The sequence below is a fragment of the Kitasatospora nipponensis genome (assembly GCF_039528135.1).
Classification (GTDB): Bacteria; Actinomycetota; Actinomycetes; order Streptomycetales; family Streptomycetaceae; genus Kitasatospora; species Kitasatospora nipponensis.
Genome location: NZ_BAAALF010001238.1, coordinates 1 through 501, shown reverse-complemented (window position 1 = coordinate 501; position 501 = coordinate 1). Strand labels below are relative to the sequence as shown.

1 pseudogene is annotated in these 501 nt (G+C 83.0%); it reads left to right on the top strand.

The window, feature by feature from the left end:
• Positions 1–237: 237 nt before the first annotated feature.
• Positions 238–501, top strand: a pseudogene (locus ABD323_RS45845) (hypothetical protein); the annotation flags it as partial.

Genomic DNA, 501 nt, shown 5'->3' with positions numbered 1-501 from the left:
GGTCCCGGTGGACCGGGCGGCGGCGCGCCGGCCGGCCCGGGCGGCGGCCTGCTCGCGGGCCCGACGGGGGTCGGCGCACCGGGCGGCCTGCTCGGTACGGCGACGCACCCCGGCGGCGGCCACGGCCTGAGCCAGGGTCAGGGGCACGGTCAGGGGCAGGGGCACGGTCAAGGTCAGAGTGGTGCCGCCGGTGCGGCCGGTCCGGCGAAGGGCTCGACCTCCCGGACCGGCGGTGCCATGGCGGCCGGGCGGGCCAGGAACGCGCCGCAGGCCCCGCTGCCCGCACCCGGCAAGAACCGGATCAAGCCGCTGGTCCCGCCGCAGCCCGGTCCGGCCACCCGGCGCGGCCCGGCGCGGCCGGTCGAGCACGCGGTGGCGGAGGACGGCCACTCGCAGCCGAGCGCCCGTGGCGCCGGAGCGGGACACCGCGCCGAGCGGCCCTCGCCCGAACCGGCGGACCGCCGCGGCGGCGCGCCCTCGGGCGAGGGCCGGACCCGGGCG